This window comes from Arthrobacter sp. FW306-1B-G06A, assembly GCF_058781765.1.
The window spans coordinates 1-25,280 of record NZ_JBYSXB010000049.1 but is presented as its reverse complement, the minus strand read 5'-3'; the positions used below and the strand labels follow the sequence as shown (position 1 = coordinate 25,280).

Here is a 25,280-nt window from a genome sequence, read left to right as displayed (position 1 = left end):
CGCCGGCCTGCCGCACAGCTACATTAGGTTCAACTGGAAGCCGCCGCGCGCGGCGCGCTTCCACGGTTGGGGACAAGCATTGCTTCGTACTCCCAGCCGTGGAGGCCGTTGGGACCGTACCCGTCGAAGGCGCCGCCGGTCGTGGTGACAACCCGGAGCGTCTTACCGGCCAGGGCTCCTGGAGTGCCGGTCCCGTAGGCCCAACCGCGGGTCAGGACCTCGTCCAGCCAGCGTTTGAGAATCGACGGCATGGCGTACCAATAGGTGGGGTATTGCAGCACGATGTGGGCAGCCCCCGCGACCGCGTCCTGTTCGGCTTGGATATCAATGGAGCCCGTCCCATACAGCTCGGAAAGGACGCGGATGTGAACATCCTGAATGGACTTTGACTCCTCGAGTAATGCGGCGTTGATGCGAGAACTGCGGAGGTCCGGGCGGCCGACGATAAGTACCGTCTTCATGCTGTGCTCCAACGACTCACTCACTTTTCCTGCACAGGTGCTTTCTGTGCCAGTTCCGGTCGAGTAACCGGGTGGCCGTCGATGGACTCGTAAAGGCTCTTGGAGCGGGCAAGGCCGTCCATCAGGCTGGCCGGTCCCCTGAAAGGCAGACCACCGATGTGCCAACCGTCTGTGTGCAGTTCCTCAATGAGGACCCAGACCACCTCGCGGAAAGCTTCAGATCCTTCGAACTTCACCATGACGTCAGTGAGCGCTGCCGCCATCCGGTGCTTTTCATCTTCCGTGAAGACGCCGTCGACGAGCTTGACATTTACGAACGGCATTGCGTTCTCCTCTTTGTAGGTGCTCCGGATTGCCCGGATATACCAAGCTTTGACCACGGGCGGCGTCGGCGGACCCGCGAATGCCGTCAATCACCCCACAGATACCGTCAGGGTGTGTCGGAGGCAGGCAGCGAGGTCCAGGGAACCGTCAGGGCGGGCACAGGAGGCGTTCCAGATAGAGCGAGGGACTCATTCCGATCTTCTGCGTGAAGACCCGCCTCATCGTCTCAGCACTTCCAAATCCGCTTGCGGCTGCCGCAGCGGCGACGGTGGTTCCCCTCTGGAGCATTGCCTGGGCCGCTTCGATCCGCACCGTTTCGACGTATCGACCAGGGCTGGTGTTGGTTCCCTCTTGAAAGAGCCGCGCAAGGCTACTGGCGCTGAGATTCGTCATGGCAGCCATGGCGTCAATCGAGTAATCCGCGCCGGGATCGGCCGTAATGCGGTCCAACAGGTTTCTGAGGACGTGGTCCCGCGGAACGCCCACCCGGACGGCGACAGAGTGCTGGGATTGCCCTCCCGGCCGTTGATTGAAAATGACCATTTGACGGACCACGGCCCGGGCAACGTCAGGTCCGTAGTCCTCCTCGACCATGAACAACGCCAGATCCACCCCGGAACTGATGCCCGCCGAGGTGATGATCGAACCGTCCTGCACGAACAACGCATCAGGCACGACATGCACCAGCGGATATGACCTCCTGAACCGTTCGACCTGGGTCCAATGGGTGGTCGCGTTCCGGTAGTTCAGCAAGCCCCCGTGTGCCAGGAGAAACGCACCGGTACAGACGGAAGCGATCCGCCCGGCGTCATTCGTTAGATGGGAAACCGCCTCGACAAGTTCCTGCTCGAAAGGCTTGGACACCATCCCATAGGCACCCGGAACGATCACGGTGTCCAAGACGCCCGTCTCTCCGGCTGCGGCCTCGGCGGTCAAATAGTGTCCGTTGGAAGCACGCTTGGCACGGCCATCGCTGGAAACCAAGACAGTGTCGTAGCGGGCCCCAAAGGCATTCGCATGATGAAACACATCAGCGGGCCCGGCAACATCGATCATTGTCACGCTGTCATGGATCAAGAACCCGATAGCCCGGCTTCGATCACTCACTTCTCACCCTGGTCTTTCCAAAATGTCGTGCGCAGCTCCGATCCGCCTCTTGCGCGTCAAAGCCGCGGAACTGTACGCCGACGGAAACTTTGTTGTTTAGATACTCAAATTATTTCCGTTTTGGTTTCTATGGATTCAATGATTGCTTCGGGGCCGGTTCTTAAATTGTAGGTCTCAAAACCACTGGATTAGCAGCGGATGCGGAACCCCCGTTTCCTTGAGAAATCGATGCTTCCGGAAGGTCACAAGCGATTACTCAGAAAGCTGGTCCCGCCTGGGCACGGCCACGCCGAGACCAATCCTGGTGCATGTCGGCCGCTAATTGCCTTCTCCGCCCTGCTGTTCTTCTCGCGGAAACGCCGGTCGTGTCGCGGGAGGGGACGTGGCGGGGAGCAGTGGTTCTTCTCCCCGCCACGTTGGCACCGGAACCGGTCCTGCGCCCGACTGTCGGGTTACCTGTTGCGATGGATTACAGGGCCGGTGCCCGGTGCGGCTTGGTGGAGGACCCGCGATTCTTGGTTTTTGGAGCTTCGACGGGTCCTTGATGTGTGCATAGCATTGGCGGCTCGTCGACGAATCCATGCCAGCTAAAGGCTGGTGGGCCTCGCGGGTGTGATCAGGTTTGGATCCCGCCTGGCTGGGCGTACCCTCAGTGTGCCAGCACGGGTTCGCTGAGCTGGAGCTTTTCCGCCTCGGTCTGCACGAAGCCTGCCTGGAGCTCGGCACGGAGTTTGTCGGTGTCGAGTGCGTGCTGCCACTTGGCGATGGCGACGCAGGAGACGATGTTGGCGACCGTGCTGGTGAGGGCGCGGGCTTCGCTCATGAAGCGGTCGATGCCGACGATGAGTGCCACGCCGGCAACGGGCAGCGTGGGCATGACCGTCAGAGTGGCGACGAGGGCGACGAAGCCGCTGCCTGTCACGCCCGCGGCACCCTTGGAGGTCAGCAGCATCATTCCGAGCATGAGGAGGATCTGGTCCCAGCCCAGGTGGATGTCGCAGGCCTGGGCGATGAACATCGAGGAGAGCGTGAGATAGACCGCCGTGCCGGTGAGGTTGAAGGAGTAGCCTGTCGGGACGACGAGCCCGACGACTCCGCGGTCGCAGCCGAGGCGCTCGAGCTTGGAGAGCAGGCGGGGAAGGACGGGTTCGCTGGAGGACGTGGCGAGGACGATGAGGAACTCGTCACGGAAGTAGCGCAGGATCCGCCAGAGACTGAAACCGGTGAGCTTCGCCAGGATTCCGAGGACCAGGACCACGAAGACGATGCACGCGGCGTAGAAGGCGAGGATCAGCAGGCCGAGGTTGCCGATCGAATGGGCTCCGTACTTGCCGACCGTGAACGCCATGGCCCCGAACGCCCCGATGGGAGCGACCTTCATGAGGAAGCCGAACACGACGAACAGCAGCTTGTTGAAGCTGTTGACAACGTTGAGGGCCAGCTGGCCGGGTGCGCCGAGCCTGCTGAAGGCGAAGCCGCAAAGCAGTGCGATCACGAGCACGGGCAGGACCTCACCGTCGGCGAAGGCCCCGACGAAGCTGCTGGGGATGATGCTCATGACGAAGTCCACGGGGTTGCCGCTGGGCAGCTGGCTTGTGTACTTCGAGGCAACAGAGGTATCGAGGTGGGCTGGGTTGATGTGCATGCCCGCTCCCGGCTGGAAGAGCATGACCGCGCCCAGGCCGATGGCCAGGGCCACCGCCGTGAGCGCGTAGAACAAGCCCAGCGACCGCAGCAGGGTTGGGCCGACCTTCTTGGTGTCCGTCAGCGAGGTGATGCCGCTGACGATGGTGCAGAACACGATCGGCGCGATCATGAACTTCACGAGCTTCACGAAGCCGTCGCCGAGCGGCTTGAGGGAGGACCCGAGGTCCGGCCACAGCGCGCCCACGAGGATCCCGAGCCCGACGCCGATGAGTACCTGGACATACAAATGTCCGAGGATGGATTTGATCTTCATTGAACAACTTCCTGGGTGAGTGCCCCACCTAATGATGGCAGGGGCGGAATAAAGGGGCTAGGCCGTCAGGGCCACAGGCTGCGCGACGTCGATATCGGCGACGGCGAGATGGCGGGCCGCCCTGTGGAGGGCTACCTCGCTGACGTCACCGTCGTCGTCCGTCACAACCTCGGTGGTGATAACACCGGCAGGTGTTCCGAGGCGCAGAAGCCTGCGCCCTTGGTGAGTTTCGAACGCCGGGGGCAGCACCTTCGCCACCACCGATCCCGGCAGGGCGGCTGCGAGGGAGACTGCAACGGCGGATGTCAGGCCGATGGCGGGGTGGGGTGCGAGCATCGAGAGCATGCGCACCCGCAGATCATGGGTATCGGCCGCGATCCTCGTTCCGTCGGCCGCAATGTAGTCACCGGGCGCTGCGACGACACCGACTTTCGGCACGGCATTCTGCGGAGGATCTTCAGGCTTCCTCAACCCCATCATCAGGCCTGCCGACGCCCGGGCTGCCACAAGCCTGGGCAGGTGCTCGGACAGGTTGCCGGTCATCACGGACAGATCGATGCCTGCCTCGTCCGCCGGAATCAGCACCGCAGGTGCCCCGGCGTCAACCAGAGTCGCCGTAAGAATGAACCCGTCAGCGGAGATTTGGTCGGCCACCCTCCCGGTCGGAAGGACGGCTCCCGTGGTCCGCCCCCACGGGGCGTGGAACGAGAGGCTCACGGGAACACCCAGTGCCCTGCTGCCAGGAACACTGGCCAGGCCCGACGCCGGGATGCGGCCGCCGGGGGTCGCGACGGTGCCGCTCAGCACGGCTCCGGTGTTGAGGTTGCGCATCCTGACCCGGGTTGATCCCGGCTGGGGAGTAACGATGCCCGACTGGACGGCGTACAGAGCGATCGCGGTGGCGCAGTTGCCGCAATTGGAACCAAGTTCCACCGTCGGGTTCCCGATCCCGACTTGGGCAAAGAGGTAGTCCAGGTCCGCCGGCCCGTCGGGAGTCGCCCGAACGACGGCCGCTTTCGACGTTGTCGAGGTGCCGCCGCCGACGCCGTCGAGCTGGCGGGGATCCGCTGCACCGAAAGCATCTGCCAGGAGGCTGCGGATCTGTTCGCGGCTCCCGGCGTGGAGGGCTACATCTTCGGCGTCGAAAAGCCAGCACTTGCTCGTGCCGCCCCGGTACCAGTGACCGCGGAGTTGCATGGTCCTCTTCCTTTACATGTTGTTCGTGTTGCACCTCACGGCGCCTGCTCCTTCTACGATCCACGCCACGAGAGTTGAGCACAATCACAGGATTCTCGACCACCGTTCACTTTTGCTAAACTCAATGCATGGCCGACCTTGACCTGCACCGACTCCACCTGCTCCGCGAGGTGAGCCGTTCCGGCTCCCTGACGTCCGCCGCGACGGCCTTGTCCTTCACGACCTCAGCCGTCTCCCAGCAGATCGCCAAGCTTGAACACGAAGTGGGCGTCGCACTGATCGACCGCCATCCACGGGGCGTCGTGCTCACCGACGCCGGTCAGGCGCTCCTGCGCTACGCGGAAGAAATCGACCGGACAATCGAAGCCGCCCGGGCCGAGATGGGCGAGTTCGCGGGGCTGAGGCGAGGCCAACTGCACATGGGGACGTTCCCCACCGTCGGCGCCTCCCTCATGCCCGACGTCGTGCTAGCCTTCCGGGCCCGCCACCCTGACGTTGCGGTCACGGTGGTTAGTGCCCGTCGCGACGGCCTCCTCGAACGGCTGCGGCGCAGGGACATCGAACTAACACTGCTCTGGGACTACCCGTGGGAGCGCATCGAGGACGAGGACCTGAACCTCGTCCCGCTCATGAAGGACCCCACCATGCTGCTCGTTCCAAGGGACCACCCCGTCGCCGCACTCCGCTCGGTTCGGATCGACGCGCTCAGCGACCAGCAATGGATCGTCCGCGACGAACACCCCGTGGCCGACGTCCTCCGGCGGGTCTGCCGCGACGCCGGATTCGAACCGGCCATCGCCTTCGCAGCCAACGACTACCAGGAAACCCAAGGCATGGTCGCCGCCGGTATCGGCATCGCCCTGGCCCCGCGGCTCGCCCTGAGTGCACTCCGCCCCGACATCATCGCCGTTCCGCTCAACGGTTCCCCGACCCGGCGGATCCTCCTCGCCCACCTCGCGAACCGCAGGCTCAGCCCGGCCGGACATCAGGCCGCGTCGGTGTTCCTGTCAACGGCGAAACGTTTGCAAGCCCCCGCACTCGCAGCGGGCAACCCTAGTTCGTGAGTCCCGTGCATCCATAACGCGCAGGTTCTCGCTCCCTGAGCCACCAAACTGAAAGCGTGCATCTGGCAGTTGGCCGGGCTAAGCCGAGATGACCGCCGCCTGGCGCCGTTGGAAGCCGGCTTCACCCCCGGTTCGATCAATAGACACCGGTGCCGCCCTGGTATAGCGGCCAAGGACCGCAATGGGACGCCAGGGAATCGATCCGGATCAGCGGAGACCTGCGGGGAGCGCTATGGGACGTAGGAGAGGAAACCGAGGTAGATCGGTATGTCCGCGCCCGCGTGGAAAAGGGTAGAGGGAATGATGCTGCCCGAGCTGCGGGTGAGATAGCCGCCGATCAGGCCGAGTGGGAAGGCGAACAACACGATGAAGACGAGGCCGGAGGCCGTGTAGGTGACGCCTACGTGCCAGGACGCGAAGACTGCCGCCTGGATAGTCGTCGCCAGGTAGGGACCGAAGGCGATGTTCAGCCTGGACATCAGTAGTCCGCGGAACGTCAGCTCTTCCAGGAACCCGTTGGCGGCCGCCGCGACAAAGAGTGCAGGCGTCAGGCTGAGGTAACGGCCAAAACCGACGGCGCCGTGCACAGGCATGAAACGCGAGTGCGACAGCACTCCGAACGTGAGTACGTAGAAGACGATGAGAGCGGCGATTCCGATCACGTAAGCCCTTCCGAACCGCCCCCAGCGGACGTAGACCGAGGCCAGCGAGCTCCTTGAGATCCAGACCACAAGTAGGACAGCGACGACGGTGAGCATCAGTTCGTCGAGCTCGATGATCACCGTAGCGGGAACCGTCGATGCCAGCGGGTTCCCGGCGACCGGGGGGCTGTGGAGAACCTGGCTTGCAAGGAAGCCCGGAACGTAGCGGTCAGCCAGGATGAACAGGGACATGCCGAAGAATGCCAGGGGTATCTCCCAGTACCTGTGCACAGCGGCATTTCGCCTCGCCAGCAGGGCGATGGCAAGCAAAGCGCCGGTGACGGCCAGACCGCAGACGAGCCGGGTGGCCTCATCCGGGACGTATCCGACCGAGACCGGCAGGAAACCGGCCACGACGCACGCGACTGCGAAGATCGCCTTCTGGCCCGGCATCAGCGGCCCACCCGTCGAGTCAAGCGCGCGTGCCGCTGAGGGCGATGACTCCATGTCCCCTCCTTGCCTCTTCCATTTCCGGCCACCGGGCTGCGACGGTCATGGCCTACCACTTCCGGTTGGAAGGGCGGACTATGGTTTCGTCAACATTGAGCCCCTTTGCCCGGGCCCAGATCACCGCGTTCTGGGCGGCGAACGTCACTGCCAGGGCCAGGAGCAGTTCGCCCACCACGAAACCCTGAGAGTGGTTGGCCGCGTAACCGAGGAACGCGAATGGCAACCGGATCACAATGAGCACCGCCCAGGTCACCAGGGTCATTGCCGTGCCCTTGACCATCACCCGGCCGGCATCGGGCCAAACCCGGAACGTCGTCCCCCGCCACAGACCGGCGCCCAATCCAATGACGAGGCCGACAACAAGGAGGACTACCCGGCCCCGGTCTGCAGCGAGCGACTGGCGGGCCAGCTGTTGGAGTCCGAAGAGGCCAAGGACCGCCGGCAGCAGCACGAGCGGGCGAACCCTGAGCGGTTGCGCCATCATCTGCCGATAGAGGACGAAAGCGATGAGAGCCAGGTAAACCACGACATTCACCGCGAGGCCGACAAACTGGTCCGGGGGCATCCGCTCTCACCTCCAGGAGCGTATTACTTACCGTAAGTAGTACGATACCTCCATGCAGGACCCTGTCAAGACCCCGCGAAAACGGCGACCGCGCGGCTCCCTGACCCGGGAGCAAGTGGTCGAAGCCGCGCTGACACTGGCCGACGAGGAAGGTCTCGAGGCGCTCACCATGCCGATGCTGGCCCGCCGCCTCAACTGCGGAGTGATGACCACCTACGGCTATGTGAACGGCAAGGAAGATCTGCTCGATGCCATCGCCCAACGGGGTCTGCGAGACCTCCACCTCCCCCACCCGCTCCCCGATGACGTCGGGGCGATCCTGCATGCCTGGGGACGGGCACTACGCCTGAACCTGATCGAGCACCCGAGCCTACCGATGATCTTCCTCTCCCGGGCGGTGATCGGGCCCGGCTTCCTCCACGGGCTCGAGGCCCTCCTCGGACCGCTGGCCAGGGCCGGGATGCCCCCGGCGCAAGGCGTCCACGCGGTTTACGCCGTCCTCACCTATGCCACAGGTTTTGTGGCCTGGGAAATACCGCGCACACACCGGCAGCAACAAGCGACGTACGCGGCGAGTTGGCGGCGGGAAGTTGCCAAACTGCCTCCAGCCGAGGTTCCATTTCTCGCCGGCATCCTCGATGAGCTCCCAGAGGTCGCCGGCAAGAAGCAGTTCGAGCTCGGGCTGGCCGCCCTGACCGCCGGCCTTGCAATCACCCCCGGCAAGTGACCCCGGCCGCGCCACCCGCCATCTTTGCCTCGGGCCGGTCGCGGCGGCTCAGGCCATTTCATCGAATTCCCTCGATCATGGGGGCTCTTTCGCACTCGTCTTCACCCAGACCGGGGCCGGGCGGTGTCCCGGGTAGCGTTCGCGGACCTGAGTTCCGCCTCGAGGCGCCGGTTGTCGGCTTCGAGGACCAGGACCATCCGGACGCCGGCCAGGTTCAGCCCCAGCTCCAGCAGCTCACCAATCCGCCGCAATGTCACGAGATCGTTCTCGCTGTACTGGCGGGTCCCGCCCAGGGTCCTGCCCGGTTCCAACAAGCCTTTGCGTTCATAGAGGCGCAGGTTCTGTTGCCCCGTTCCCACCAGCTCGGCGGCAACGGAAATCGCGTACACGCCCCTCCCCCGATCGTCGGTCTGTCCCATCGGGCACCTCCAAAATCCGTCGAAAATCAGGCTTGCCCCGACCCCTGCGCAGTGCTATAAGAAATATATACCAGCCACCATAGATCGGCTGGGTTGACAACAAAAAAGCTGCGATCTGCAAGGAGTGACACACCATGCTGATGCGAACGGACCCCTTCCGTGAATTCGACCGGCTCGCCGAACAGGTGCTCGGCACGACAACCCGGCCGGCGGCGATGCCGATGGACGCCTGGCGGGAAGGCGAGGACTTCGTGGTCGCCTTCGATCTGCCCGGAGTCAACGTGGACTCGGTGGACATCGACGTCGAACGCAACGTCCTGACCGTCAAGGCCGAGCGCCCGGACCCCGTCGGCGAGGGCACGGAACTGATTGCCTCCGAACGCCCCCGCGGCGTCTTCAGCCGACAGCTCATTCTCGGCGACGCGCTGGACACCGACGGTGTCAAGGCAAGCTACGACGCCGGCGTCCTGACCCTGCGCATTCCGGTCGCGGAGAAAGCAAAGCCGCGCCGCATCGAAATCGAAACCACCGGACAACAGCGCCAGGAGATCAACGCCTGACCGCCGGCGCAGCCTCACGGACCGGGAGCACCACAGCGGCCCACCATGTGAAGAGGGCGGTCGGGTTCACAGACCACGCCACAGCGCAGCCTGCGCACGGATGGATGAGGCCCCGAGGATGACTCCCGCAACGATGGTCCCCGGCCGAACAGGCCGGGGACCATCCACCTCCCACGAGAACACCCCGCATCTAAGACACAGAACACGCCAACGATGAGGAACAACCGCCCCGACCTTTACGGCATCCTGCATATCGCCCCCACCGCCACGGCCCGCGAGGTGACCCGCGCCTACCGCACCCTCATCCGCGGCCTGCACCCCGACACCCGGGCGGCCCATGCACCCCGTGAACGCCCCAGCCTGGCGGAACAGCAATTACAGGAAGAGCTCCGGGACATCATGGCCGCCTACGCCATCCTCGGCAACCCGGAAAAGCGGGCCGCCTACGACCGGGAGCACCCGCGTCCAGCCGCGAACGCCAAGCCGCAGCGGCCCGACGCCGCCTCCGTGCGTATCCCAGGGCAGTTGCTTCCCGCCGCGTCGCTGCTGATCGGACCGGTCATCTGGGAGCCGCCCTCCGGACGGTACCCGGGAATGCCGGCCCGGGAACCGTCATATCCGCCAACCGGCTACACGCTGATCCGATGGATCCGACGTTGAGAGAGCCGGAAATCCACGCAATCCCAAGGAGCTTCCATGAGTGCCTGGCGACCCTACGACAACCAGTTGATGCCCGCCTTCTACGAACGCTTCGAAAAGCGGTGGGGCAAAGGAACAGCGCCGTTCCTGGACCCGGAAACCCACGAACAACCCATGCCACGGGCCCAATGGATCAACCCGGACACCGGTGCCGCGGTCGCGGTCGTCCCCATCTGGACCGAGGATCCCCAGCACCGTTCCTTCGGGGTCTTCTACCTCCCCCCGTCCGGTGACATCTGGGTCCTGCGGCCGGGCTACACGAACTACCTCGAAACCGACCCCAAAAACCCCGGGCAAGTCACCCTCCGCAACGACGCCTTCAGAAAAGCCGTCGCCCACGCCAAGGAATTCATCTACGGAATCCAACCCTAAATTCCCAGGAGCACAGAATGACCCCTTCACAGATCAGCCAGTTCCTTCGGGACTGCATTGTTAACGACGCGAGCGATTCAGGGATCAACGCCGACGCGTTCTATGGGCTTTACGTCAGCTGGTGTTCCTTGAACCGGAGAGTCCCCGTGCCCGACCAGGCTTTCCGCACCGCACTCCGCCTCGCGGGGCTTCGCCCGGAAAAGACCGGAAAGGGCTGGACGTTCCCGAGCCTGCGCATGACCGGACCAGCAGCAACCGACTACATCCTGAACAGCAGCGCCCAAACCCCGGCGGACCCAACGTAGAGCGGGCGGTCACCGTCCGGCCGGACGCCATGACGCGGCCGGGCACTGTTTCCAGCTGGCGTCCGGCGCCCACACCGCTCCACGTCTTCAAAAGGATCTGTGCCCTGCTGCTTCCCGGCAAACGGCCCAAGGATGATGGACCGGGGTCAAGGTAACGCGCCAATGCCTGGTCACCCTGCGCCGGGCACTGGCGCAGCGAAACAATCGCCGAACGCCACCCGGCCCCGCATCAGGGGCCGGGCGAAGCGGGTCAGCTCCACGACGTCGTAATCCTCCAAGGGCGCCTCGAACACGCCGAACTCGGACTCCAGCGGCAGCGCGCTCTTGACCTCGCCCGGCGGGGCGGTCATCAGGACGCCGACGGGAAATGTACCATCGGGGTACGTGCCGGCGTCACCGATCGGGTGTCCCCGGTGTGTCGCAGGGCCTGGTGGTGATCCCAACTGATTTGGCTTCGCCGGGTCAGCGGGAGAAATACCAGTGGTATGTTGATGAACGCACTCCCCGCACACGGGCGCCGCAGGGGGCAAGGGGCATGCTGTTCGCCGCGGATCTGATCGGTACCAGCGACGAGATCGCCGAGCAGCTATACGCACACGCAGGATTCCAGGAAGTCGACGAGGTGGCGTTTGCGCTGCCCTTCAGCTTCGACCACGAGGATTACATCCAGATCCTCACCGACATCGCCAGCAAACTCGGTCCAGCCCTGGGATGGACTCCAGCTGAAGTCCGGCGCGACCCGCAGTAGGCGTCACGGCCTTCGATCGACCACACGTTGGGCAATCCTGGGCGGCTGTGCGCTGCCGAGTCGCGGTGCTCCCAGTCGTCAGAGCAGTCCCACGAGCTCGCGGCCTGGCCCACTCAAGCTCAACTGTGCGGTAGCCTTTCGTCCCATGGTCGATGCGAAGCGGTTCCGAGTACTCCTTGAGGAGGAACGTGACCGCAAGGTTGCGCTCTTGAAAGCCCTCCTTGGGGACATCACTTCGGTAAACGTCGCCAGGCAGTACGCGAACGTCGACGACGAACACGATCCGGAAGGGAGCACGATCGCTTTCGAACTTTCCCAGGCTTCCGCACTCATGGAGCAGAGCCGGGTGGGCCTGGAACAGATCGAGGCCGCTTTGCTGCGGATTGCCAACGGGAGTTACGGACTGTGCGCCGTGTGCGGCAAGCCCATCGCGGAGGGTCGCCTGGAGGCAAGGCCTTGGACTCCGTATTGCATAGAGCACGCATCCGGTCAAAGCTAAGCCAAGGCGAATACCCCTCCCGCCACTCGTTGCCAACGAGGCACGACCCGGCGTGAGGCCCGGCTGAAGCATCCCGCTGTCGACGACGCCGGTAAAGCCTGGAAGGCAATCACAGCTGCGACCTCGCCGGCACCCCCGGCCGACCCAACGGCACCCCGGACGCTCAATGGATATGGGGTCCTTGTCGCTGTTGCCCGTCATCGGCGTCGAAATTTCACCCGGAGCAACGCTGTTGGTAGCGCGCGTGCGCAACGGACTGTGGAAGCACTAGCGCCGCCAGCGGACTGTCGCTTCTGCCTCCTCGGATGGCCTGTTCCCTGTCCACAGCCGGGGACCAATTTCCCCGCGGCTCAAAGGAGAGGTAGCGAGGCTGCGGGTCCGTGGATACGAGCCACGGGTACCGGGGGTGGCTGCATCACCCTGGACACCAACCACATCGGCGTGACGGGATGAGAACGCCGAGACAAACACGGCGAGTATTGGTCCGGCCTGATCCTGGACCCCGGACAGGACGGACCCGTGCACTTCCAAATCGAAATTCGACGGGTCCACCTTCCGAGCTGCCGCCTCGCTCGACGGGAAAGATGGACCCGGCTCGGGGCCTACTGGATATCAGCTTCATCAGCGACGACCCATGCCGGGCTCTTGCGTTTCACAGGAGCTCTCGCTGGGATTGCCGCAAAAGGATCTGGCGGCGCGCTCCTGGAGCGCCGACTTTGAGAGCGTGACCTTTACGAGCTGAATCGTGGCCAATGCCCCGGACTCTCAGCTGTGGCTTCCGTCGCAGTGCAGGAACATGAAGAGCATTAGCGTCGTTGAAGGTCTCGATTCTTGGCCTGAATGAGCGCACACAAATGGACGGCGGTGCGTGGAACTGACAGCCCGAGATCGGGCGATGGCCGCTCAGGAATAGGCGACGGTGTGCCGACGTCGCCGAGGGCCTGCCAGACGCGTCTGCAACTCTTCAGCGGTAGGCGGGTTGGCGCCTGGACGGCTCACTGTGATTGCGGCGGCCATCGACGCGGTCTGCCCAATGGCTTCGAGCCCGGGCGGCGTAAACGCCTCGTCGCCCCGGGTCAGCAGTTCAAAGATGAGTGCGGCCATGTAGGCGTCGCCTGCCCCGATGGTGTCGGCAACCTTGGTCTTCACGGATGGGATGCTGAACCGGGCATCGGGTGTGGCCAGCAGGGCACCCTCTGCGCCCTTGGTGATGACGGCCAGGCGCGCGCCCTGTTCCAGTAAATGGGAGAGGACCTCGTCCGGGGAGAATGCGGGGTACAGCCAGTGTGCATCTTCGTCGCTGAGTTTCACGACGTCCGTGAGCGGGAGCAGGTCCTCGAAGACTGACTGCGCCTCGGAGTGACTGCCGAGGAGAGCCGGGCGGATGTTGGGGTCGTAGGTGACCAGGCATGATTGGTGGCATTGCTCGAGGAGGGTGCGGACTGTGGCGGCTCCTGGCGCGAGAAACGTGGCGATCGAGCCCGTGTGGAGAACTTTCGGGATCATGGCCGGCGCCACAGGTGCCAGCTGCCAGGCGATGTCGAACTCGTAGCTGGCGGAGCCATCGGCCGCCAAGGTGGCGGTGGCGGTTGCTGTCCGTTCAAGGGAAATGGATCCGGGAAGAAGCCGGACGCCTGCGCTGTGGAGGTGGTTGGTGATGGCGGTGCCGTGTTCGTCGTCGCCGATCGCTGTGAGCAGCCCGGTCGGGATGCCGAGCCGGCCAAGGCCGTAGGCGACATTTGCCGGGGACCCGCCTGGATAGCTGATGGATCCTTCGGGGCCGTTGACGACGTCGATCAGGGCTTCGCCGATAACGATGACGTCCATCTGGTCGTGGGCGGGGGCGGCCGGTTGGAGCTTGTGCATCGTGGTTCTTTCTTCGGATTGCCGTTGGTGGGAGCCCCGGGATGGATCCGTCCACGGACCTGTTGGCAGGTCCGCGGACGGAGAAGGGGTCCCGAGGGAGCGGGAAGCGCCGATCGGCCCTGTCAGGCCTTGGCTGCGCCGGTCATGATCGCGACGGCGTCGGTCATGCTGTGAGACTGCGGGGTGATGGTGGCCGCGCACTTGCCCAGGCGCTGGATGTGGATCCGGTCTGCCACATCGAACACGTGTGGCATGTTGTGGCTGATCAGGATGACCGGAAGGCCGCGGTCGCGCAGGTCGCGGACGAGCTGGAGGACCTGGTTTGATTCGCGGACTCCCAGGGCGGCGGTCGGTTCGTCAAGGACGACGACCTTGGAGCCGAAGGCAGCCGCGCGGGCAACGGCGACGGCCTGGCGCTGGCCGCCGGAGAGGTTCTCGACCGGCACTGTGACGTCTTGCAGGGTGGAGATGCCCAGGCGTGTCAGTTCTTCCTTGGCTTTCCTGCGCATGCCTTTGGTATCGAGCATCCGGAACACGCTTCCCAGTAGGCCGGGGAGGCGCTCTTCACGGCCGAGGAACAGGTTCGAGGCGACATCAAGTGCCGGGGAGACAGCCAGGTTCTGGTAGACGGTTTCGATGCCGTGGACCCGGGCGTCCTGCGGGCGTTTGAAGTGCACCTGCTTGCGTCAGATCCACCGAACGAAGACAACGTTGTCAAAAAGGGAACCTACGGCTTGTCCACCGGACAAGTCAACAGTCAAATCCTCCGACGCCCGGCCTGGCTCAAGCGATCGTGAACCAACTGCCCGCATGCCGGTGGAAGCCGTTGACAGCTACGAGGTAACGCGTGTAACCTCAATCACACCGCTGAAGGTAACTCGCGTTACTTGCCAACGATTGCGATACGACCTCAGACCGAACCCTTGGTACTGCGCGCAGGATCAACGAAGACACGGAGCATTCAATGGCGAAAACCACCACCCCCCAGAAAGCCGCGGCTGTGCGGCAGCGGGGTGTCACCATGAGTGATGTCGCCCAGCACGCCGGTGTCTCCCGGACGGCGGTCTCGTTCGTGCTGAACAACCGCGAAAACGCCAGCATTTCTGAGGAAACGCGCATCCGCATCAACGACGCCGTCCAGGCATTGGGTTACCGCCCGAATGCCGGAGCGCGCGCACTGGCTTCCCAACGCAGTGATTGGTACGGACTCGTCACCGAGATCGTGACGGCCCCGTTTGCGGTGGACATCATCAAGGGCGCCCAGGATCAAGCCTGGCTTGACCACCGGTTCCTGCTCATCGCGCCTTCCGACCAGGCCGATGCCGTAGGACCCAACCAAGGCCTGGAAGATGCAGCAACGGAAAAGCTGCTGGAACAACGAGTGGAAGGACTTTTGTACGCGGCAACATACCACCGCGGGGTACATGTTCCGGAAAGCGCCCACGAGGTTCCCACTGTCCTGATCAATTGTTTCGACGCGGACGGGAAGCTGCCCTCGATCGTCCCGGACGAGCGCGGGGGCGGCAGGGTTGCCGTCGATCGTTTGCTCCGGGCCGGCCACAGCAGGATCGGAGTCATCAACCTGGACCCGCACATTCCCGCGGCCGTCGGGCGTTTGGAGGGTGCCCGCGAAGCACTCGCCGGCGCCGGGCTCGAACTGGATCCGGAGCTGGTGGTGTCCGGGCATGCGACGGCGGATGGAGGCTACGAGGCGGCGTGCCAAATCCTGGATCGTTACCCCCAGCAGGACAGGCCGACCGCACTGTTCTGCCTCAATGACCGCATGGCGATGGGCGCTTATGACGCCATCAAGGAACGGGGATTGACCATCCCCGGGGACATCGCCGTGATCGGCTTCGACAACCAGGAACTGATCGCGGCCTACCTCAGGCCAAAACTGACCACGGTTGCGTTGCCCTTCGAAAAAATGGGCGCACTGGGAGTCCAGACGCTCGCAGCTCTCACAGCAGGACAGCCGATCACTGCCGACCAGCAATTGGTCGACTGTCCGCTGCTAGAACGCTCTTCGGTCTGACCGCGAAATCAAGTTTCGAAGAGCAAACCCTTACCCACCCCTTCACCTTGCTGATGAAGATAGGAAAGAGATACCCATCATGACACAACCCCGACTCTTGAGGTCTGCCCGCATTGCAGCGGCCGGACTGGCTGTGGGTGCAATGCTGCTGACCGGCTGCGCTGCCACTGTCAACAAGTCCGCCGGCACCGACGCCGGAGCCAACGCGAACGCCTTCCTGACCATCCCGCGTGAGGACATGAGCACCTTCGACCGTAACTTCAACCCCTTCGCCCCCACTGTGAACCCCATGGTCCAGCAGGCCATCTACGAACCCCTACTGGTCTTCAACCCGGCCAAAGGCAACACCGTCCCCTGGCTGGGCGCCTCCTGGGACGCTGCCAAGGACGGCAAGTCCGTCACCTTCACCCTGCGTGACGGCGTGAAGTGGTCCGACGGGCAGCCTTTCGTCGCCGATGACGTGGCCTACACCTTCCAGCTGCAGAAGAAGCTCAAGGGCGGCTTCGAGTACCTGGATTCCGTCACTCCGGCGGGCACCGACAAGGTGACATTCACCTTCAACAAGCCCTGGTCCCCCGCGCTCTATGAGATCGGGCAGCTCCCCATCCTCCCCAAGCACATCTGGTCATCCATCGCCGATCCGGCGAAGGACACCAACGCCAACCCCGTGGGAACCGGCCCCTACACCCAGGTGGACAGCTTCCAGTCCCAGTCCTTCGTGCTGAAGAAGAACCCGAACTACTGGCAGCCTGACAAGCAGAAGATCGCCGGCATCAAGATGCTGGCGATGTCCGGAAACGATGCCGCCAACCTGGCCAGCGTCAACGGCGATGTGGACTGGTCCACCCAGTTCATCCCGAACATCGAGAAGACCTTCATCTCAAAAGACAAGGACCACCGCCACTTCTGGTTCCCGCCGACGGGCGCCATGATCAACTGGCAGTTGAACACCAGCAAGGCGCCGTTCAATGACGCGACGGTGCGCAAGGCCCTGAGCATGGCGGTTGACCGTGACCAGGTCACCAAGATCGGCATGAGCGGGTACGCCACTCCGGCCGACTGCACAGGCCTCTCCGGCAACTACGCGAGCTGGAAGAACGCCGATGTGGCGAACAACTGCACTTGGACCAAGCTGAATGTCGACGAAGCGAACAAGATGCTCGACGGCGCCGGCTACCCCAAGGGCGCGGACGGCAAGCGCACCCTCAAGGACGGCAAGCCTTTCGAGTTCAAGATCTCCGTGGGCGCCAGCTCCTCCGACTGGCTCTCCGTGGCCAACGTGATCTCCCAGAACCTCCAGGCCATCGGCGTGACCGCCAAGGTGGACTCCCCTGACTGGGCCTCCGTCGTCTCCGGCTACGAGCAGGGAACGTTCGACACCGGCATCGTCTGGAGCGCGAACGACCCCAGCCCGTTCAAGTACTTCAGCTCCACCATGGGCACATCCACCGTCAAGCCGGTGGGCGCCAAGGCCACCGAGAACTACCACCGTTTCGGCGATCCAAAGGCCGATGATCTCCTGCAGCAGTTTGCTTCTGCTGGCGACGAAGCCGCACAGAAGCAGATCGCGAACCAGCTTCAGGCGGAATACAACGCGGTGGCCCCGACGGTTCCGCTGTTCTCCGGCCCCGAATGGGGCGACTACACGGACGTTCACTTCACGGGATGGCCCACTCAGGACAACCCCTACGCAACGCTCTCTGACCGCTCCCCCACCACGGTCCTGGTCCTGACCACCCTGGAACCGCGCAAGTAGCCGGTGCCACTTCTCGGCCGGTGGCTGCAGTTGCCATATTCCGGTTCCCACCGGCCGAGAACCTTTTCATCTTTCCCGCCCGGGACCATTGTCGTCCCGGACCCCGCCTTTCCCGAACGGAGCAACCGTGCGCTTCATCCTGCGCCGCCTGGGTTTTTACCTGATCGCCTTCTGGGCCTCCATCACCCTGAACTTCCTGCTCCCGCGTTTCATGCCGGGAGACCCCGTCTCACGCATGTTCGCCCGTACCCAGGGCAAGATGCAGCCCGAACAGATCGAAGCCCTGCGCAAGATGCTCGGCGTGGATACGCGGCCGCTCTGGGAACAGTACGTCGACTACATGCACAACATCCTGACCGGCCAGATGGGTGTCTCCATCTCGCGTTTCCCCACCCCGGTCACCGAGGTCATCGCCAGCCAGATCGGCTGGACCCTTTTGCTGGGCGGAACCGCACTTGTGTTCGCCGCCATCATCGGCAATCTCCTCGGCATGCTGGCCGCCTGGCGACGCGGCGGCGCGATCGACTCCGCCCTGCCGCCGCTCCTGATCTTCATCGGATCCTTCCCGTACTTCTGGCTGGCCATGGGAGCCCTGTACCTGTTCGGTGTAGTCCTGGGCTGGTTCCCGATCCGCCACGCTTTCACGGATGGTCTGGAGCCCGCGTTTACCTGGGAGTTCATCGGCGACGTCGGTGCTCACCTTGTGCTCCCGGCGCTGACGATCGTCCTGGTGTCCATCGGCGGCTGGATGCTCGGCATGCGGAACACCATGATCGCCACGAACGCCGAGGACTACATCACCATGGCCGAGGCCAAGGGTCTCCGGCCGGGCCGCATCATGCTCCGCTACGCGGCAAGGAACGCCATGCTCCCGTCGGTCACGAGCTTCGGCATGAGCCTGGGCTTCGTGGTGGGTGGTGCAATGCTCACCGAGGTGGTGTTCGCGTATCCCGGCGTCGGCTACCAGCTCCTCAACGCCGTCCAAGGCCTCGACTACCCGCTCATGCAGGGCCTGTTCCTGACCATCACCGCCGCCGTGCTGCTGGCGAACTTCCTCGTGGACATCCTCTACGTCCGCCTCGACCCGCGTGTGCGCAGCAACTGAGGGATCCATCATGACTACCGCAATTCTCAAGCAGCCCACTGAGCCCACGGCTGCCCGCAAGCCCAACCGCAGTTTCGTCCACGGACTTATCACCAACAAGAAGGCCCTGGTGGGCATGATCGTGATGCTCGTGTTCATCGCGCTTGCGTTGCTGGCCCCCGTGCTGTTCCCCGGAGACCCATCGCGGATCACCGCGATGGCCTCGCTGGAACCGTCTCCCGAGCACTGGCTCGGCACCACGGCCAAAGGCCAGGACGTGCTTGCCCTGACTGTCCATGGCTCCCGCAGTTCCCTGTTCGTCGGGTTGACTGTGGGCTTCGCATCCACCTTCATCGGCATTTTGGTGGGCCTGGCGTCGGCGTACTTCGGCAAGTTCATTGACGAAGCACTGTCCCTGGTGACCAACGTCTTCCTGCTCCTGCCCGGGCTCCCGCTCCTTGTCATCCTGGCAGCTTTCCTGCCGCCGGGTTTGGGCACGGTAATCCTTGTGCTCGTGGTCACCGGCTGGGCTGGGTCGGCACGTGTATTGCGCTCCCAGGCGTTGTCCATCCGTTCAAAGGACTTTGTGGCCGCGGCCGTGGTGTCCGGCGAACGGGCGGGCCGCATCATGTTCCGCGAGATCCTGCCGAACATGGCATCGATCGTCATGGGAACCCTCCTCGGCTGCGTGATTTACGGCATCGGCGCCCAGGCAGGCCTGGAGTTCCTTGGCCTGGGTGACGTGAGCACCGTTTCCTGGGGCAACAACCTCTTCTGGGCCGGCAACGAGGGAGCCCTACTGACCGGCAGCTGGTGGGTCTTTGTTCCCTCGGGTGTCTGCATCGCGGTGGTCGCGTTCGCACTTGCGCTCATCAACTACGCCGTGGACGAGGTCACTAATCCGCGGCTGCGGAAGATCAAAACCCCAAAGAATACCGAAAGGAGCGCCGCCAAGTGACAGTCTCCCAAGTTTCCTTCGGCTCCCACGAGCCCGTCCTGGACGTCAAGAACCTCACCGTCAAGTACATCGGCGACACCCGCTCCACCACCGCCGTCGACCGTGTTTCCTTCAGCATCGGCACCGGAGAGGTCTTCGGGCTGGCAGGCGAGTCCGGCTGCGGCAAGTCGACCATCGCCAACTCGATCATGCGGCTGCTCAAGGACCCCGCAAAAATCGCCGCCGGCAGCATCTCCTTCGGCGGCAAGGACGTCCTGGCCATGAGCCCGGAGGAACTGCGGCGTTTCCGCTGGCAGGACGTGGCGATGGTCTTCCAATCGGCCATGAACTCGCTGAATCCGGTGCTCACCATCGGCGAGCAGATCGTGGACATCTTCACCACACACGCCGGCTACTCCCGCAAGGAATCCCTCCGACGCGCGGGCCAGCTGCTGGAACTTGTCAGGATCGACTCCGCTCGACTCAAGTCCTACCCGCACCAGCTTTCGGGCGGCATGCGCCAGCGTGCGGTGATCGCGATGGCCGTGGCGCTCAAGCCGTCCCTCCTGATCCTCGACGAACCCACCACCGCCCTGGACGTGGTGGTGCAGCAGGAAATCATGGCCCAAATCAAGGAACTCCAACGCGAACTGGGATTCTCCGTCCTCTTCATCACCCACGACATGTCCCTCATGGTGGAGCTCTCGCACCGCATGGCCGTGATGTACGGAGGCCGGATCGTGGAGACCGCGAAAGCCCAGGACGTCTACGCCAACCCTCGCCACCCCTACACGCAGGCGCTGATGGGTGCGTTCCCGCCGCTGACCGGTCCGCGGGTTCCGCTGACCGGACTGCCCGACGGCGTGAAGTTCCGGAACATCCCCGACCTCACCGAAGCAGCACCCGGCCATTTCGTGGCTCCGTTTGGTGCCGACGCTGAAGCAGCCGTCCTGGAAGGAGCCGCACGATGAGCCACGCTGTGCTGTCATCCCAGCGCCCCTCCGCCGACACAGAAGCTACGGCCCTCGAGGTCCGCGGACTAGGAAAGTCTTTCGCAATAGGTGGTTTGTTCTCCCGGGAGTCCGTCCGGGCCCTGCACGGCGTAGACCTGACCATTGGCCGCGGAGAAATCGTGGCCCTCGTGGGAGAGTCTGGGTCGGGTAAGAGCACCCTGGCCCGCTGCGTTGCCCGGCTGGAACGTCCGAGCTCCGGCGAGATCCTGCTTGACGGCGTCGACGTCCTCAAGCGTGACCGCTTCCAGGCATCGCACGCCTTCCGCTCCCAACTGCAGATGGTCTTCCAGGATCCCTTCGGCTCGCTGAATCCTGCCCACAGAGTGGAGCATTTCCTGCGGAGGTCGCTAGTGATCCACCGGAAGGGCGGCAGCTCCGAGACAGAGACACAGCAGCGACTCGAGGAGCTTATGACCACCGTGGGCCTGCAGGCCGACATGTTGAACTCCTACCCGCACGAGCTCTCCGGCGGCCAGCGCCAGCGAGTCGCGATCGCCCGGGCCCTTGCCGTGGAACCACAGGTCATCCTCGCTGACGAGCCCACCTCCATGCTGGATGTTTCGGTCCGGATCGGCGTGCTGAACCTGATGCGCAAACTCCGCGATGAGCAGGGAATCTCCATGCTCTACATCACACACGACCTCGCTTCGGCCCGATACCTCGCGGACCGGACGGCGGTCATGTTCGCCGGTGAGCTCGTTGAAGAGGGCGAGTCCTTGGACCTCCTGGCCAACCCGGCCCACCCGTATACGCAACTGCTGGTCTCAGCCGTCCCGGATCCGGCCCGGGCGGGCTCCTACGATCCCGTCCGCCGGGCCGAGCTGCGACAGGCTGTGATGGCTTCGACCAGCTGCGCTTTCGACGGCGACCCAAACCAGGCCTGCTCGGCCGAGGAACCCGTTCGCCACGGTGTGGGCAACCCCGAAAACCGCCACTGGGTGCGCTGCCACCTCTACCGCCCGCAGGCTGGAGCCGGCGGCCACGCCCTGGCAACTGAACCTACGGACAGCAAGGCCTCCGCATGACTGAATCGACGCACCCGCTCGGCACCGTCCCCCAGGACGAACTGATTGCACGCGCCGATGCGGACCCCCTTCGGCCGCGCTTCCATTTCGTGTCCCCGGCCGGTTGGCTGAACGACCCCAACGGCGTGAGCCAGTGGAACGGCACCTATCATCTCTTCTACCAGTACAACCCCGAAGGCGCCTTCCACCACCGCATCCAGTGGGGCCACGCCACCAGCACCGACCTCGTCCACTGGACGGACCAGCCTGTGGCGCTGGAACCTTCCGCAGGTCCGGACGCCGACGGCTGCTGGTCGGGGGTGTTGGTGAACGACGGAGGAACACCCACCTTGGTGTACTCGGGACGGCTGGGCGAGCAGGAGTTGCCCTGCGTTGCCGTCGGATCCGCAGACCTCCTGAGCTGGAGCAAGATTCCTCAGAACCCGGTCATCGCAGCCCCGCCGGCCGGAGTGGACATCACGGCGTATCGCGATCACTGCGTATGGCGCGAGGGTTCCATCTGGCGGCAGTTGGTGGGATCGGGCATCCGTGGGCGCGGCGGCACGGCGTTCCTGTACGAGTCGGAGGATCTGCGCTCCTGGGAATACGTCGGGCCCCTGTTCATCGGCGACGCCTCACAGGGCGATCCTGCCGATTCCGATTGGACCGGGACCATGTGGGAATGCGTGGACTTGTTCCGGGCACGCGAGGGATCGTTGGGTACGGTTCCTCCTTCTGGCGACGCGCCCGACGTGCTGGTCTTTTCCGCATGGGACAACGGCGACACGCGCCACCCGCTGTACTGGACCGGCCGCTATTCGGAAAACTCCTTCGAGCCCACCGGGCTGCATCGGCTCGACTACGGTGGACGGTTCTTCTATGCGCCGCAGTCATTCCAGGATGAGTCCGGCCGACGCATCATGTTTGGTTGGCTTCAGGAGGGCCGCAGCGACGCCGCGATGATCGAGGCCGGGTGGTCGGGCGTCATGAGTTTGCCGCGCGTCACAACCGTGGCCGACGACGGAACCCTGGGGTTCGCGCCCGTGCCTGAAATCGAGAAGCTGCGCCGGGACCATGTGGGCCTGCCTGGACAGGAACTGGTGGGTACCGGGGCACCTGTGGCTACCGGTGTGTCCGGCAGCCAATTGGACCTCGAACTGGATGTGCAGCTCGAGCCTGGTGCTGTGCTGCGACTGGGCTTGCTGGGATCGGCTGACTGTGGCGTCTCCGGTAAATCCAAGGAGGAAACAGTGATCGAGCTGTGCCGGACCACTGAAGGCGACGGCCAAGGCACACTCCGCCTCGACCGGACTCAGAGCAGCCTCGATCCAACCGTTGATGTCGACGACAAGTCCGCCCCCGCTTCCGATGCCCGACGGCCGGGTGCACCTGCGCGTCCTGGTGGACCGATCCGCCGTCGAAATTTTCGCCAACGGCAAGCCGCTCACCGCCCGCGTTTACCCGACCCTGGCCGGCGAGCACGTGAGCCTGACCGCCGAGGGTACCGTGAGGCTGCTCTCCTTCGATGCCTGGACCATGGCTGAGATCTTTGGAGGAGCCCGGGCCCTCTTCCCCTAACTCAGGATCCGACCTCTCCCGCCTTTGGAGTCATGTCCCCATCGCTCTATCACCTAAGACATCCAGCTCATGGCCGGGCATCCCGCCGCGAAGCGGACGCACGACCTATACACGAGCAACTGCTAACACCAGCATCCGTCCAGCCCGCGCACAGCGCCCCGCGCCGTTCGCCGGCTGGATGGCCGCACCCACCCTTCCTCAGGAAGACGAAATGAAATGAGACTTTGATTCATGACCGCGGTAACCGCGCCCACACGTGAGGCTTTCCGGCCGGCGATGCATTACGCCAGCAAGGACACCTGGCTCAATGACCCCAACGGCCTCATCTACTACGAGGGCAATTACCACCTCTACTACCAGAACAACCCCTTGGGGAATGTCTGGGGAAACATGTCCTGGGGGCACGCCACCTCCACGAACCTCATCACGTGGACAGAGCAACCCGTCGCTATTGCCTGCGACGAATACGAGGACATCTTCTCCGGCAGCGTCGTTTACGACCAGCACAACACCAGCGGCTTCGGCGACGGAACTGTTGCACCCCTGGTCGCCATCTACACAAGTGCCTACAAGGAGAACTCACAGCACGCCGGGATCCAGGCCCAGTCACTCGCGTGGAGCACGGACGGCGGCTACACCTGGTCCAAGTACCACGGAAACCCGGTCCTGAACCGCAATTCCGCGAACTTCCGCGACCCGAAGGTGTTCCGCTACAACGGCCCGGCCGGCGCCTATTGGGTAATGGTCGCTGTCGAGGCACTGGATTTCACGGTCGTGATGTACCGCTCCGATGACCTCAAGAGCTGGGACTACCTCAGCAGTTTCGGGCCCGCCAACGCCACTGGCGGAGTCTGGGAATGTCCTGACCTGTTTCCTCTGCCACTTGACGGGAACGAGGACCTGATCCGATGGGTCCTGACCGTTAACCTCAATCCGGGCGGCCCAAACGGAGGATCTGCGGGACAGTACTTCGTTGGCGAATTCGACGGCGTGACGTTCAGGTCCGAAACCACGGTCACTGAAGGCGACCAGGATCCGGCGCGCCTGACCGAGTATCACTGGCTCGACTGGGGCCGGGACTACTACGCTGCCGTTTCCTTCAGCAACGTTCCGGACGGTCGCCGGCTCATGATGGCCTGGATGAACAACTGGCAGTACGGCAACGACATTCCAACCTCCCCGTGGCGAAGCCCCATGTCGCTTGTACGCGAGGTCTCGCTGGTCACCTCTGAAGGGACACCGCACCTCACCCAGCAGGCAGTGATTGACCCCGCAGCGCTTACCCGCACAGTTGCCTACACAGAGCTCGACGTCGATGGCATCCGTTCCGTGGCAGGCGGGGGCGCCGTGCAACTCATCGAGGTAACGTTTGTGCCCGGTTCCGCAGATGAATTTGGCCTCGTGATCCGCGGCAACGGCAACGAAGGTACAAGGATCGGCATCCGTCCGGGTGACGGCAGACTGCTCGTGGATCGAACGGTCTCGGGCAACACCGCGTTCCACGGCGCCTTTTCATCGATCGACACCGCGCCCCTGCGTGCCATGGATGGAGCGTATAGCCTGCGCATTTTCGTTGATCACTGCTCTGTGGAGATCTTCGCCCAAGACGGAGAAGTCACCCTCACCGAGCTGATCTTCCCAGACCCCTCCGGCACCGGCGTGTCGCTGTACACCACCGGAGGAACCGCAAAGGTCGCTTCGCTCAGGCTCACCACCCTCGCCTGACCATGGCTACCCAACCGCCGGATGGTTTCAAACCCACCCAATCAACGGGGAGTGTCCGTTTAACGGTGGATTCGGGGTTGGCATTTAGTTGATTCTTCCTTCGAAGGTGATGGCGAAGGCGTTC

25 protein-coding genes and 3 pseudogenes are annotated in these 25,280 nt (G+C 63.9%); 17 read left to right on the top strand and 11 right to left on the bottom strand.

Annotation, left to right across the window (positions count from 1 at the left end):
* Nucleotides 1-29 precede the first annotated feature (29 nt).
* The 5 genes from AC3WJM_RS20320 to AC3WJM_RS20300 all read right to left on the bottom strand — a co-directional run bounded on the left by AC3WJM_RS20320 (nt 30) and on the right by AC3WJM_RS20300 (nt 5,049).
* A complete protein-coding gene (locus tag AC3WJM_RS20320; protein ID WP_492272800.1) occupies nt 30-461 on the bottom strand; it encodes an NAD(P)H-dependent oxidoreductase in 432 nt (143 codons plus the stop codon).
* A 20-nt stretch (nt 462-481) separates the two neighbouring features.
* Nucleotides 482-784 carry a tautomerase family protein gene (locus AC3WJM_RS20315; protein ID WP_284989233.1) on the bottom strand — a complete coding sequence of 101 codons (303 nt, stop codon included), beginning with the start codon at nt 782-784 and terminating at the stop codon, nt 482-484.
* A 148-nt stretch (nt 785-932) separates the two neighbouring features.
* Nucleotides 933-1,892 carry a GlxA family transcriptional regulator gene (locus tag AC3WJM_RS20310; RefSeq protein ID WP_492272799.1) on the bottom strand — a complete coding sequence of 320 codons (960 nt, stop codon included), beginning with the start codon at nt 1,890-1,892 and terminating at the stop codon, nt 933-935.
* Nucleotides 1,893-2,541: 649 nt separating this feature from the next.
* Nucleotides 2,542-3,852 carry a C4-dicarboxylate transporter DctA gene (gene dctA, locus AC3WJM_RS20305; RefSeq protein ID WP_306960193.1) on the bottom strand — a complete coding sequence of 437 codons (1,311 nt, stop codon included), beginning with the start codon at nt 3,850-3,852 and terminating at the stop codon, nt 2,542-2,544.
* A 57-nt stretch (nt 3,853-3,909) separates the two neighbouring features.
* On the bottom strand, nt 3,910-5,049 hold the full coding sequence (locus tag AC3WJM_RS20300; protein ID WP_492272798.1) for a PrpF domain-containing protein: 1,140 nt from the start codon (nt 5,047-5,049) through the stop codon (nt 3,910-3,912).
* Between the two features lie 128 nt (nt 5,050-5,177).
* On the opposite strand from AC3WJM_RS20300, the gene AC3WJM_RS20295 reads away from it, so the two are divergent.
* Complete coding sequence (locus AC3WJM_RS20295; protein WP_307053383.1) at nt 5,178-6,113, top strand: LysR family transcriptional regulator; 936 nt, start codon at nt 5,178-5,180, stop codon at nt 6,111-6,113.
* A gap of 230 nt (nt 6,114-6,343) precedes the next feature.
* Here AC3WJM_RS20295 and AC3WJM_RS20290 read toward each other — a convergent pair whose 3' ends face one another.
* The gene (locus tag AC3WJM_RS20290; RefSeq protein ID WP_492272797.1) at nt 6,344-7,261 is read right to left on the bottom strand and encodes a CPBP family intramembrane glutamic endopeptidase; all 918 of its coding nucleotides are present in this window, start codon (nt 7,259-7,261) and stop codon (nt 6,344-6,346) included.
* 52 nt (nt 7,262-7,313) lie between these two features.
* Nucleotides 7,314-7,829, bottom strand: coding sequence for a hypothetical protein (locus AC3WJM_RS20285; protein WP_306960200.1), 516 nt, complete (start codon nt 7,827-7,829; stop codon nt 7,314-7,316).
* Between the two features lie 52 nt (nt 7,830-7,881).
* Between AC3WJM_RS20285 and AC3WJM_RS20280 the strand changes: the two genes are divergently transcribed.
* Nucleotides 7,882-8,556 (top strand): TetR/AcrR family transcriptional regulator, encoded by a 675-nt coding sequence (locus AC3WJM_RS20280; protein WP_059389019.1) that lies wholly within the window; start codon nt 7,882-7,884, stop codon nt 8,554-8,556.
* Between the two features lie 101 nt (nt 8,557-8,657).
* Here the strand turns inward: AC3WJM_RS20280 and AC3WJM_RS20275 are convergent, their stop codons facing one another.
* The gene (locus tag AC3WJM_RS20275) at nt 8,658-8,975 is read right to left on the bottom strand and encodes a MerR family transcriptional regulator (RefSeq protein WP_059389020.1); all 318 of its coding nucleotides are present in this window, start codon (nt 8,973-8,975) and stop codon (nt 8,658-8,660) included.
* 134 nt (nt 8,976-9,109) lie between these two features.
* Here AC3WJM_RS20275 and AC3WJM_RS20270 point away from each other — a divergent pair, with 134 nt between their 5' ends.
* From AC3WJM_RS20270 to AC3WJM_RS20255, 4 genes are all read left to right on the top strand, one after another.
* A complete protein-coding gene (locus AC3WJM_RS20270; protein ID WP_492272796.1) occupies nt 9,110-9,535 on the top strand; it encodes an Hsp20/alpha crystallin family protein in 426 nt (141 codons plus the stop codon).
* A gap of 213 nt (nt 9,536-9,748) precedes the next feature.
* The gene (locus AC3WJM_RS20265) at nt 9,749-10,195 is read left to right on the top strand and encodes a J domain-containing protein (RefSeq protein ID WP_492272795.1); all 447 of its coding nucleotides are present in this window, start codon (nt 9,749-9,751) and stop codon (nt 10,193-10,195) included.
* Nucleotides 10,196-10,231: 36 nt separating this feature from the next.
* Nucleotides 10,232-10,606: a hypothetical protein gene (locus tag AC3WJM_RS20260; RefSeq protein ID WP_306961475.1), complete on the top strand. Its 375-nt coding sequence runs from the start codon at nt 10,232-10,234 to the stop codon at nt 10,604-10,606.
* 17 nt (nt 10,607-10,623) lie between these two features.
* On the top strand, nt 10,624-10,911 hold the full coding sequence (locus AC3WJM_RS20255; protein ID WP_284991723.1) for a hypothetical protein: 288 nt from the start codon (nt 10,624-10,626) through the stop codon (nt 10,909-10,911).
* A gap of 170 nt (nt 10,912-11,081) precedes the next feature.
* Here the strand turns inward: AC3WJM_RS20255 and AC3WJM_RS20250 are convergent, their stop codons facing one another.
* Nucleotides 11,082-11,354 carry a hypothetical protein gene (locus AC3WJM_RS20250; protein WP_492272794.1) on the bottom strand — a complete coding sequence of 91 codons (273 nt, stop codon included), beginning with the start codon at nt 11,352-11,354 and terminating at the stop codon, nt 11,082-11,084.
* Here AC3WJM_RS20250 and AC3WJM_RS20245 point away from each other — a divergent pair.
* Together AC3WJM_RS20245 and AC3WJM_RS20240 are read left to right on the top strand one after the other, a co-directional pair.
* A pseudogene (locus AC3WJM_RS20245) lies at nt 11,327-11,659 on the top strand (LLM class flavin-dependent oxidoreductase); the annotation flags it as partial. The gene AC3WJM_RS20250 and the pseudogene AC3WJM_RS20245 overlap by 28 nt on opposite strands.
* Nucleotides 11,660-11,804: 145 nt before the next feature.
* The gene (locus AC3WJM_RS20240) at nt 11,805-12,158 is read left to right on the top strand and encodes a TraR/DksA family transcriptional regulator (protein ID WP_284991721.1); all 354 of its coding nucleotides are present in this window, start codon (nt 11,805-11,807) and stop codon (nt 12,156-12,158) included.
* A 903-nt stretch (nt 12,159-13,061) separates the two neighbouring features.
* Here the strand turns inward: AC3WJM_RS20240 and AC3WJM_RS20235 are convergent.
* A complete protein-coding gene (locus tag AC3WJM_RS20235) occupies nt 13,062-14,024 on the bottom strand; it encodes a carbohydrate kinase family protein (protein ID WP_059389025.1) in 963 nt (320 codons plus the stop codon).
* 122 nt (nt 14,025-14,146) lie between these two features.
* Nucleotides 14,147-14,701, bottom strand: a pseudogene (locus AC3WJM_RS20230) (ATP-binding cassette domain-containing protein); the annotation flags it as partial.
* Between the two features lie 287 nt (nt 14,702-14,988).
* Here AC3WJM_RS20230 and AC3WJM_RS20225 point away from each other — a divergent pair.
* The 9 genes and pseudogenes from AC3WJM_RS20225 (at nt 14,989) to AC3WJM_RS20185 (ending at nt 25,156) form a co-directional block, all read left to right on the top strand.
* Nucleotides 14,989-16,059, top strand: a complete 1,071-nt coding sequence (locus tag AC3WJM_RS20225) for a LacI family DNA-binding transcriptional regulator (protein ID WP_059389026.1) — start codon at nt 14,989-14,991, stop codon at nt 16,057-16,059.
* Between the two features lie 79 nt (nt 16,060-16,138).
* Complete coding sequence (locus tag AC3WJM_RS20220; RefSeq protein ID WP_492272793.1) at nt 16,139-17,815, top strand: ABC transporter substrate-binding protein; 1,677 nt, start codon at nt 16,139-16,141, stop codon at nt 17,813-17,815.
* A 127-nt stretch (nt 17,816-17,942) separates the two neighbouring features.
* Nucleotides 17,943-18,920, top strand: coding sequence for an ABC transporter permease (locus AC3WJM_RS20215; protein ID WP_284991714.1), 978 nt, complete (start codon nt 17,943-17,945; stop codon nt 18,918-18,920).
* 10 nt (nt 18,921-18,930) lie between these two features.
* Nucleotides 18,931-19,857: an ABC transporter permease gene (locus AC3WJM_RS20210; protein WP_332603416.1), complete on the top strand. Its 927-nt coding sequence runs from the start codon at nt 18,931-18,933 to the stop codon at nt 19,855-19,857.
* On the top strand, nt 19,854-20,807 hold the full coding sequence (locus AC3WJM_RS20205; protein ID WP_059389030.1) for an ABC transporter ATP-binding protein: 954 nt from the start codon (nt 19,854-19,856) through the stop codon (nt 20,805-20,807). The genes AC3WJM_RS20210 and AC3WJM_RS20205 overlap by 4 nt, the downstream gene beginning before the upstream one ends.
* On the top strand, nt 20,804-21,874 hold the full coding sequence (locus tag AC3WJM_RS20200) for an ATP-binding cassette domain-containing protein (RefSeq protein WP_332603414.1): 1,071 nt from the start codon (nt 20,804-20,806) through the stop codon (nt 21,872-21,874). Before AC3WJM_RS20205 ends, AC3WJM_RS20200 begins: the two co-directional genes overlap by 4 nt.
* Nucleotides 21,871-22,821, top strand: a pseudogene (locus AC3WJM_RS20195) (glycoside hydrolase family 32 protein); the annotation flags it as partial. The gene AC3WJM_RS20200 and the pseudogene AC3WJM_RS20195, both read left to right, overlap by 4 nt.
* A 370-nt stretch (nt 22,822-23,191) precedes the next feature.
* Nucleotides 23,192-23,431 carry a GH32 C-terminal domain-containing protein gene (locus tag AC3WJM_RS20190; RefSeq protein ID WP_492272792.1) on the top strand — a complete coding sequence of 80 codons (240 nt, stop codon included), beginning with the start codon at nt 23,192-23,194 and terminating at the stop codon, nt 23,429-23,431.
* 231 nt (nt 23,432-23,662) lie between these two features.
* Complete coding sequence (locus AC3WJM_RS20185; RefSeq protein WP_492272791.1) at nt 23,663-25,156, top strand: glycoside hydrolase family 32 protein; 1,494 nt, start codon at nt 23,663-23,665, stop codon at nt 25,154-25,156.
* Nucleotides 25,157-25,280: the final 124 nt, after the last annotated feature.